This window comes from Acinetobacter sp. YH12076 (genome assembly GCF_013419525.1).
GTDB classification, from domain to species: Bacteria; Pseudomonadota; Gammaproteobacteria; order Pseudomonadales; family Moraxellaceae; genus Acinetobacter; species Acinetobacter amyesii.
Genome location: NZ_VOZY01000015.1, coordinates 46,377 through 56,314, shown reverse-complemented (window position 1 = coordinate 56,314; position 9,938 = coordinate 46,377). Strand labels below are relative to the sequence as shown.

The 9,938-nt window shown below is 37.4% G+C and carries 10 protein-coding genes; 8 read left to right on the top strand and 2 right to left on the bottom strand.

Features of this window, described 5'->3' with window-relative positions:
* From FTU22_RS14240 to FTU22_RS14225, 4 genes are all read left to right on the top strand, one after another.
* The coding region (locus FTU22_RS14240) for a DUF2345 domain-containing protein (protein WP_180095105.1) at positions 1-749 on the top strand (749 nt) is incomplete at its 5' end.
* A complete protein-coding gene (locus FTU22_RS14235; protein WP_180095103.1) occupies positions 742-2,448 on the top strand; it encodes a hypothetical protein in 1,707 nt (568 codons plus the stop codon). The genes FTU22_RS14240 and FTU22_RS14235, both read left to right, overlap by 8 nt.
* A gap of 10 nt (positions 2,449-2,458) precedes the next feature.
* Entirely contained in the window at positions 2,459-3,418 is a 960-nt protein-coding gene (locus tag FTU22_RS14230; protein WP_180095101.1) for a PoNe immunity protein domain-containing protein, read from the top strand.
* A gap of 182 nt (positions 3,419-3,600) precedes the next feature.
* Positions 3,601-4,041 carry a hypothetical protein gene (locus tag FTU22_RS14225; protein ID WP_180095099.1) on the top strand — a complete coding sequence of 147 codons (441 nt, stop codon included), beginning with the start codon at positions 3,601-3,603 and terminating at the stop codon, positions 4,039-4,041.
* A 73-nt stretch (positions 4,042-4,114) separates the two neighbouring features.
* Here the strand turns inward: FTU22_RS14225 and FTU22_RS14220 are convergent, their stop codons facing one another.
* Complete coding sequence (locus FTU22_RS14220) at positions 4,115-4,894, bottom strand: ferredoxin--NADP reductase (RefSeq protein ID WP_111885341.1); 780 nt, start codon at positions 4,892-4,894, stop codon at positions 4,115-4,117.
* A 106-nt stretch (positions 4,895-5,000) separates the two neighbouring features.
* Here FTU22_RS14220 and tsaA point away from each other — a divergent pair, with 106 nt between their 5' ends.
* Positions 5,001-5,708: a tRNA (N6-threonylcarbamoyladenosine(37)-N6)-methyltransferase TrmO gene (gene tsaA, locus FTU22_RS14215; protein WP_180095097.1), complete on the top strand. Its 708-nt coding sequence runs from the start codon at positions 5,001-5,003 to the stop codon at positions 5,706-5,708.
* Positions 5,709-5,752: 44 nt separating this feature from the next.
* On the opposite strand, the gene FTU22_RS14210 is transcribed toward tsaA, so the two are convergent.
* The gene (locus FTU22_RS14210; protein ID WP_180095095.1) at positions 5,753-6,724 is read right to left on the bottom strand and encodes a hypothetical protein; all 972 of its coding nucleotides are present in this window, start codon (positions 6,722-6,724) and stop codon (positions 5,753-5,755) included.
* Between the two features lie 185 nt (positions 6,725-6,909).
* Here FTU22_RS14210 and FTU22_RS14205 point away from each other — a divergent pair, with 185 nt between their 5' ends.
* The 3 genes from FTU22_RS14205 to FTU22_RS14195 all read left to right on the top strand — a co-directional run bounded on the left by FTU22_RS14205 (position 6,910) and on the right by FTU22_RS14195 (position 9,934).
* Positions 6,910-8,667 carry a GspE/PulE family protein gene (locus FTU22_RS14205; protein WP_180095093.1) on the top strand — a complete coding sequence of 586 codons (1,758 nt, stop codon included), beginning with the start codon at positions 6,910-6,912 and terminating at the stop codon, positions 8,665-8,667.
* Between the two features lie 104 nt (positions 8,668-8,771).
* Positions 8,772-9,134 (top strand): NirD/YgiW/YdeI family stress tolerance protein, encoded by a 363-nt coding sequence (locus FTU22_RS14200; protein WP_180066629.1) that lies wholly within the window; start codon positions 8,772-8,774, stop codon positions 9,132-9,134.
* A 131-nt stretch (positions 9,135-9,265) separates the two neighbouring features.
* On the top strand, positions 9,266-9,934 hold the full coding sequence (locus FTU22_RS14195) for a response regulator transcription factor (RefSeq protein WP_180095091.1): 669 nt from the start codon (positions 9,266-9,268) through the stop codon (positions 9,932-9,934).
* Positions 9,935-9,938 lie beyond the last annotated feature (4 nt).

The window sequence follows — 9,938 nt, the reverse complement described above, 5'->3', positions numbered from 1 at the left end:
ACCTCAGCAGTCAAAAATCCTTAATTGCCCATGCACAAAGCAAGATCAGTCTATTTGCAGCACAAGAGGGATTAAGAGCTTATGCAGGCAAAGGCAAAGTTGAAATCCAAGCCCAAGGAGATGGGGCGGATTTGATTGCCCGAAAAGGTATTCAAATTATTTCCACAGAAGAAAATGTTGATATAAAAAGTCCAAAGGAAATTATTCTTACCGCTGGTGGGTCACAACTTAAAATTACTAGTGCAGGAATATTTCCAACAACTGCGGCAAAGTTTGAGGTAAAGGCGGGACAGCATAAGTTTGTGGATGGAGCTCAAGTCAGTCCAGTAATTCCACCGTTACCAACTTTGAATATTAAGCCTGCATGGATTGAGCTGGCATTGCATACTGAAAATTTAGAACCAGTGTCTAATGCACCTTTTACAATCATTTTTGAAGATGGATCAACACTCAAAGGAACACTGGATAAAAGTGGATTTAAACGGATTGAAAATGCACCCAATATGAAATATGAAGTTTTCTTTGGTGATACGGATCATATAGAACCATTACGGCCTGTAACAGAATTAGTTGTAACAGAAGAAAATATTTTAGATGATTTAAAAAGTATTGGAATTGATGTAGAAACACCAGATTTTGATTTAGAAGGCTTCTTAAGAGAGTGTTCGGGAAGAGATTTAGACCCATTTAATGCTTTAAATGATTTGATTGCACAACAAGAACTAAATGAGGGCGAAAATAATGGCTAATACACAAGCCCCAAAGACTTTAACAAATGATCCTAAAGCAGATGCTATTGTTGCGATTGGTACTGCTATCACTTTAGGCGCAGTGCCATTCGCGGGTCAAGCAATAGATATCTATGACACAGTTGAAGGGATATGGGGAGTATATAGTAAAAGAAATAGTACCCAAAAAGAGAAAGATGAAGTTACTGTAGATCTAATTTTAGCTTTAATTGGGTGGATGCCTGGACCAGGTGATGGAATAAAAAAAATATTTAGATTGGTCAATCGTGAACCTAAGAAATATGCTCCAGTGATGATGGATTTAGTTCGTTATGTTGCACAAAAGAGCGGTATAAATACAAATATAGAACAGCTTATTTTAGATGCTACAGACAGTTCTAAATTAAAACCCTATCTTAATAGTGCTAAAAAAGTCATAGAGGATTCAAGCCTTTACGAAAGTCTTCCTAAAGATAAGCAAAAAATTGTTGGTGATGTATTCAAGATATTGTCTCAAGTATTTATGGCTTCTGTTGCTTTATTGGAGAGGCGTGTTATTGATTGGCTGAGTTTTGCTCCTAACAATGTTGCCTTTTCGAATAAGATGAAAAAACGAGGAGGACATAAAGAAAAAGTTCCTGAGCCGAAGAAAGAAAACACGAGTAATAGAGGATCAAATGCTCCCAAATATGGGAAACCAAGCAAGCAGCTATTAGCTACAATTGCTTCGCAAAGCCTAGATAAGATTACGACAGGTTTAGTAGGTGATATGGGGGAGCATATTGCTGATTATTATTGTGCAGAAAAGTTAGGATGGGGGAAATCTTGGAAAGGCCATGATCTAGGACCAAATGGAAATTGGGGCAAAACTAATCCCTCAAATACTGTTGCAGGTAAATTAAGTAATTCACATAAACTTTTTCTATTGAAAACAGGAAAATCGAATGGTCAAGGATTGGATGCAGTTTGGAAAGTCAGTTCGAATGCGCAAAATGGTGGTAAGCCATTTGCTATTGTAGAAGCTAAAAGCCATTTACCAATCACAAAAAAACCACATGGTTATTTCAAAGGGAAAAACCCAAATAAGCCATCTATGGCGGGTCGTTTAGATGTAAATGGGATGGAGGCTGTAAAAAGGGAATTAAAAACACTAGGTGCGTTATTACTTGACGGTGAAAAATCAGGTACAGCTGATGCAAAATCTTATGCCAATGATGGAGGCTCGGGGAAACCTGGTGGTGGGGGAGCAGGTAAACCAGGCGGAAAACCAAATACTACTGGAAGTGGAAAACCTAGTACGGGTAATTCTGCAAACCCTCCTGGAAGGCAGAATAAAACTCAATTAATTGTGCAAATGAGTGAAGAGTGGATTAGCAAAAATATAAAGAAAGCTGTAAATAGTATGATTTCAGATCTAATTTTATTAGATGGTCGTAGGAGCTATTCGAGATATATAGTTTATAGTCCATTATATTCTGATGGTTCTATTGAGCCGTTAAAAGCTACTAAACTACCTGCAGCGATTAAAGATGCAATTACTCATGCTAAAGTCCTAATGGCTGGTGAGGCAGAAAATGAGCAATTGCATCGTGAGCATGAAGCAGTGTTATATAATGAGGCGGAAGTAAAAAATATTGTAAATAAAATTAAAGCAAAATTAAGAAGCAAATATGCACATGTTCCCAATGTTGCTATAGAAATGTTAAAGCATGAAAAGTAAGGTGGTACCAATGCAACGTAGGCAAGTTTTTTTAACAGCAGATAATTATGATCGCTTGCATGGATATTTCTTTGAAATTTCTAAAAAAATTGAAATTAAAAAACAAGAATATAGTGGGATTTTGGAAGATCAAAGTCGTCTTTCACTATTCTTGGCAAGCGAAACATATCAATTTTTTTCATTAGAATATACAGCAGGTCATGATATTTCTAAAATGAGGTATTTTCTAGAAATAATAATTGAGAGATATGAAGCATATACTTTTGCTTTAAGAGAGTATGAAAATGATAATGATTGGGCACCATTTTACTTTACAGCTATAGATGAGTACGAAAGATGTATGCAGTTGATAGGGCTGTGTTATCTATTACACAGAAGAGACTTATTACCACGTATTGCAGCGATGCAAGACAAAATTTACCATGAGCAAACAGAACAATTAGATACGCTGTATGAGGACTTTTTATCATTTGAGTTGGCAGATAGATATGATGTAGATCAATGGTTTTTTGATAATCCATATCGCCCATTAATTTTTAGTAAATATAGAGATACTAAAGAAGAGAGTATTCAAGATATACAGGAATATTTGAAATTATGGTATCCAGCATTTGAAAGTGCTCCATGGCATGATATTCATAAATTGGATGAAAGTTTTTATTTTGGCTATTGGGCTATAGAAGCTGCTGCTTACGTTTATCTGTTAGATTTAGATGATAGCGAAATAACACATATGATTTATCCAAAAGATTTGGTTAAATTTGCCCGAGAGTTTGTACCTTCTGAGAAGGATATAAGTAATCCTAGTACAAAAACTCTAAGATGCGAAGCAGGCCAAATTTGCCCTAAAACAGGTGAGTGGTATAGTCCTGCGAATAACATGGAAAAACGTCATTTTAATCAAGGAGAAGATATGCCTGAGATTAAAGATAACCCTTGGGGATTAACGATTTGGTATCTGACTGAATAAGTAGATGCCATTCGGGGGGGGCATTTTGAAATGGATGCGAATGTATATTGGCAGTTTACTGGTGATAAATAGGATAAATTTTCCTTTTGGTTCTTCGTTTCTAATGGATAATATTTTTAATTTTCTTTGATTATTATTTTTAATTAAATAAATTAAAACCCCATATTTTTTAAAGGATAATAATGAAAGTTTTAAAAACGAATTTAATGCTTATTATGCTTTCAGCAATGAGTTTAATAGGGTGTAATACACATTCAACAAAAACTTATGTATTGACGACAACATCTTATGGCTATGATGTCAATTATATTCCTTATATAGTCGAATTAAATGGTGAAGAGTTGGGTGGTGGATTTGGTAGTGGAACAAAAAGATCAGCAGTGTTAACAGGGTCCCAATATGTTAAATGGGGTGAAACAAACAGTTCGCGTAAACATAAAGCTATAAATGTTCCTTTATTAATTTCTAAAGACTTAAAAGATAAAAAATATTTAGCAGTCCATTTATACCCAGATGATAGTGTTGAGATTACTCTTTTAAATGAATTACCTCGTGCTACAAATAAAGGTTTAGAGTGGAGAGCAAAAATTATTGATGAATTGAAGGTAAAAGAAGAAAAATAGCTGTATTAGTCATGAGTGGCATATAGATCAAAAAAAAGCGCATGATGACATGCGCTTTTTAATTTACAGCTAATTATTTTTCAACGAAAGCACGTTCAATCACGTAGTCGCCTAGAACGCCCATCTTAGGAGATTCTTTCAGGCCGTGCTGGTCAAGTAGTGCAGCAACGTCGTCTAGGAATGCAGGTGAACCGCAAAGCATTGCGCGGTCAGTTTCAGGGTTGAAACGTGGAAGACCAATTTTTTCGAAAAGTTGACCAGTTTCAATGGCAGTAGTTACACGGCCTTGAGTATGGAATTCTTCACGAGTTACCGTAGGGTAGTAAACCAATTTCTCTTTCGCGCCTAATTCACCAAAGAATTCGTGGTTAGGAATTTCATCTAAGATTAAATCTTGATAAGCCAATTCCGAAATGAAACGAGTACCATGTACAACGATGATTTTTTCAAAACGTTCGTAAGTTTCAGGGTCACGAATTACAGAAAGGAACGGTGCAAGACCTGTACCTGAAGAAAGTAGGTATAAGTTTTTACCAGGGTTTAAGTCATCTAGAACCAACGTACCTGTAGGTTTTTTAGACACTAAAATTTCATCGCCAACTTTTACTTTTTGTAAAATAGACGTTAAAGGACCATCTGGAACTTTAATAGAGAAAAACTCTAATTCTTCTTCATAGTTTGCGCTTGCAATAGAATAAGCGCGCATTAAAGGCTTACCATTTACTTCAAGGCCGATCATCACAAATTGACCGTTTTTAAAACGTAACGCAGTATCGCGAGTGGTTTTAAAAGAGAATAAAGTGTCATTCCAATGGTGGACGTGAGTAATCTTTTCGACGTTAAAAGCAGCCATTAAAGGTCTCAATAAAATTATCAAATTAGAACAGCTTACTATTCTAATCTAAAATCATTCTCGATAAACTGAATATATTTAATTGAACTTATCAGAAAAAGTGATTATGTCTGAGCTTAAAATGCCAATTATCGGGTATATGAAATCTCCCTACCGAGAAAAGTTTGGTATTCCACGTCAGCCAAATTTGGTGCAAGTCGAATCTTATATTGAAATGGTAGAACCTTATAACGATTTATTGGCTTTCGAAGGGATTGATGATTTTAGTCATCTTTGGCTGATTTGGCAGTTTCATGAAAATAAAAATGCAGATTCGACAAAATTTCGTCCGCAAGTTCGTCCTCCGCGTTTAGGTGGTAATCAAAAAATCGGGGTATTTGCGACACGAAGTATGTACCGGCCGTCACCTATGGGCTTGTCGGTTGTGCAGCTCAAAGCGGTGAAAAAAGTTGGTAAATCGGTACGAGTCTATGTGGTCGGCAGTGATTTGTTAGATGGCACGCCAATTTTAGATATCAAACCCTATATTCAATATTCAGATGCAGTTATGGATGCGCAAAGCGGTTATGCGCAGGATGAGCCAGAAAGAAAATCTGTGATTTGGTCAGAGCACGCTGAGCAACAAAAACAGGTATTTTTGAATAATGGCAATTTAACCGAACAATTAACAGCAGAACTGGAACAAGTATTGAGTTTAGATCCACGTCCTGCTTATCAGCATGATGCTGAACGTATATATGGCATGTTGTTTGCTGGCTTGAATGTAAAATTTCAGGTCTGTGATCTACAAATTCTGATTATTGAAATATCTTAATAAAAAAGGAGCTAATTTAGCTCCTTTTTTATTAAATGTGTAAATTATTTATTTGCTGCAAAACTTTGTTTGATTGCATTAAGAGCAACATCGTTATACATGCTGCAAGAGTTCTCAGCTAATTGTTTAAACTCTAAAAATTGAGTTTTTTGAGTAGGATTAGTTGAAGTATTTATCCAATTATCAATAACCTTAATTAAATCCTGCATATTGTATTCCACTCCTTTAGGAGATAGGTAAGCGTCATAAAAATGATTTTTATATTGAGCTACGCCATATTCACTCTCATTATCAGCTACGGTATAGGCTACAGTATCTTTCATGATGTATTTTTTCGCAGTAATATCTGTACTAAGATCAGTCCACCAGTCAGCTAAAAAACTTTGACTATCACTATCTGATGAATCTGTTAAATCTAAATACTGTTCACTATTTGATACTTTATTTAATTGTAAACAACGAGAACCAGCGGGAAACTTAACATTTGAAATAGCTGTTAAGTATTTGAGAGCATCGTTAGAAATATAGTTGCTTGAATCAGTAATATTATTTTTTATGATCCAATAATTATAGGCATCAACTTGAGATGCTAGGATTTCACCTTCAAGATTGAAGGACTTCATTGTTGTCGTAATTTTTAGACCTGATGAATTAATAGAGGAATGAGGACTTAGCGTCCACACATTATTTGCAATGGATATATTGCCATTCAGATAGCCATACGAACTGTGTAGAGATCCTTCATCATACAAGCCATTCGCTGTGACCATAAATGAATCGCTACTTTCTGAAGTATATAGTTTACCATTATCGATAGTTGCAGTATCACTTTCGTATGACAGCACATCACTTTCACTGTCGAGTTCAAAAGTTGACCACTGTTGGAAAGCAGCATTTGGTATCGTTGGATTTTCGCTGGAGTCATTATTAGAGGTTGAGTTTCCACCGCCACCGCCGCAGGCAGTTAAGCTAAGAATAGTCATGGTACAAATTGCTAATATTTTTATTTTCATCATAAATCTTCTTATATCGTAATTATAAAGCCCTGATAGGCAACTTTATTATAGCTTAAATTTATGAATGATTTCATTAATAAAAAAATAGTATGCTTTCAGAAAATCTATGTGCAAAACACAAATGACACAAGCGTGCCTTTAGAATTTTTTGCTATAGTGGTTTTATGTTTGGGGAACATAGAACAATGACTTTTAATTTTGAAATTGACACTTCTTGGTGTTTAGACCAATTACAAAAAGACGGCCGCATTACTGAAAGAGACAAAATGCTGATTCAAACCACGCACCGTCAGCGCGAGCAGTTGAAATGGCATCCTCTACAATGGATTGCCAATTTTAATTTAGTCGATCAGAGTCATCCGCAGTCTACCTTAACGCTCAATAGACTCTGCCAATGGTTGGCAGAAAAGTCTGGTGTACCGTTTTATATTATCGATCCTTTAAAAGCTGATGTGCCTGCACTGACTGCAATTATGTCGCAAGAATTTGCAGTACGAAATCGCATTTTAGCGGTGGAATTACAAAATGAGCATGTGTTGATTGCAACGGATCAACCTTATAAAAATGAATGGATTGCCAACTTAGAAAGAACGGTATTACCACGCAAGATTCAACGTGTATTGCTCAGTCCAGATCAACTACAGCGTTATTTGGTTGAATATTACCAAGTAAGTCGTGCGGTCAGTAATTCGCAAAAATCATCGAGTTATGACCGTGAAAATAAAGGCGTTGAAGCACTATTACAATTAGGTGATACACAAAATCCAGATGCCAATGATCAGCATATTGTGAAGCTTGTGGATTGGGTCTTACAGTTTGCCTTCGAACAAGGTGCAAGTGATATTCACCTCGAGCCGCGTAAAGATACAGGAAAGGTGCGTTTTCGTATCGATGGCGTATTGCATACCATCTACAACATGCCTGCAAATACCCTGACAGCCGTGGTCTCGCGAATTAAGATCTTAGGTCGGATGAATGTGGCTGAAAAACGTAAACCGCAAGATGGACGTTTAAAAACCCGTACACCCAAAGGCCAAGAAACAGAGCTACGTTTATCGACGCTGCCAACAGCCTTTGGTGAAAAGTTAGTCATGCGTATTTTTGACCCTGAAGTCTTGGTACGTAGTTTCCAACAGCTCGGTTTTGAAGGGCGTCTGTTGGATGATTGGAAAGCATTAACCAGTCATAGTCACGGTATTATTTTAGTGACCGGTCCGACGGGTTCGGGTAAAACCACCACGCTTTATTCATCGCTCAAACAATTGGCAACTGAAGAAGTGAATGTCTGTACGATTGAAGACCCGATTGAGATGTTAGAGCCGAGCTTTAACCAAATGCAGGTGAATACAGGGATTGATTTAGGCTTTGCTGATGGTGTACGGGCTTTAATGCGTCAAGACCCTGACATTATCATGGTCGGGGAGATCCGAGATCATGATACGGCAAATATGGCGATCCAAGCTGCATTAACAGGTCATTTGGTGCTTTCAACTTTACATACCAATGATGCACCATCGAGTTTGACGCGATTACATGATTTGGGTATTCAGCCTTTTTTAACCGCAGCGACCATATTAGGGGTTTTGGCACAACGTCTAGTTCGTCAACTGTGTCCACATTGTAAGCGTGAGAATTTTATCAATGAACAAGAGTGGAAACATCTGACCTTTGATTATGCGATTCAAATGCCTGATTTCGTCTACGAGGCGGTGGGCTGTGATGAATGCCGTCAAACGGGTTATAAAGGCCGTGTGGGAATTTATGAATTTATGCCACTCAGTATTGAAACCAAGCAATTGATTGGTGCTAATGCAGATCTAACCCAACTACGTACACAGGCACGTAAAGAGCATGTCGAGCCATTACGAATTGCAGGTGCGCGTAAAGTACTTGCAGGGGTGACGACTTTAGAGGAAGTCCTGCGCGTCGTACCGCTCAACTAATGGTTCGATCAAATAAATAAAAACGTCTTTGCATCTTAAGATTCGACTCATCTTGCTTTGTTTAAATAGCGCTATCGAAATAGACAAAGTAAGAGAGACCGAAGATGACAACATTCACTCAATTGGTATGTGGTTTAGCATTTGCAGGTGTGGCATCAGTGGCAGTTGCGAATACAGCAGTCAATCAGGCTGCAGTTGCACCGATGAAAACCACATCGGTGAAACATGCCTTAGGCTTAAAAGATGATAGTAAAGTTCAATTGAAAGGTTATGTTGTGAAATCGATGGGCGATGAAAAATATCAGTTCCGCGATAGCACAGGCAGCATTACAGTGGATATTGATGATGAACTTTGGCAAGGCAAAGCGATTTCAGCTAAAACACCAGTAACGCTCATTGGTGAAATCGACATTGATTACAAACCGACGAAACGCGTTGAAGTTGATGTCGATCAAGTAAAATTTTAATTTAGCCTGTCATTCAATACAGTGCTGCACTATAAAAAACCACGGCTTGCTGTGGTTTTTTTATGATTTGAGTAGATATGAGCAAAAGTTCGATACACTGAAGTCGGAACCATAGAAATAGGGTAGGTAAGATGCGAATTTTATTGGCAGAAGATGATGCATCCCAAGCCGACAGTATAAAAACATGGCTTGAAATGGATGGCTACAGTGTTGATTGGGTTGAGCGAGGCGATCACGCTATTTTGGCTTTAGAACAACATCAATATGATTGCATACTTTTAGATCGTGGCTTACCAAAAGTAACTGGTGATGAAATTTTAAAACGTATCGTACAGTTGCATCCGCTTACACCAGTTTTATTTATTACTGCTCGGGACAGTATTGCAGATCGTGTTGAAGGTTTAGATCTGGGAGCCCATGATTATTTGGTGAAACCCTTTAGCTTAGAAGAGTTGTCAGCAAGGGTACGTGCCCAATTACGCTTGCATCATCAGCAGCGTGATAATTGTTTGACTTTTGGTGATTTATGTTTAGATGTACAAGCCAAAATGCTGCGTAAAAATACGGAATTGATTACGCTGACATCGCGTGAGTATCAAATCTTGCATAAGATGATGTTAAATCCTGAGCATATTATGACGCGTAGCCAACTCGAAGAATCACTCTATGCTTGGGGCGATGAAGTGGAAAGTAATGCGATCGAAGTTTTTATTTACCAATTGCGTAAGAAGATTGGCAGTGATTACATTAAAACCTTAAGGGGGTTGGGTTATCGCATGAATCTTCCGCAACAAAGCTAAGTCT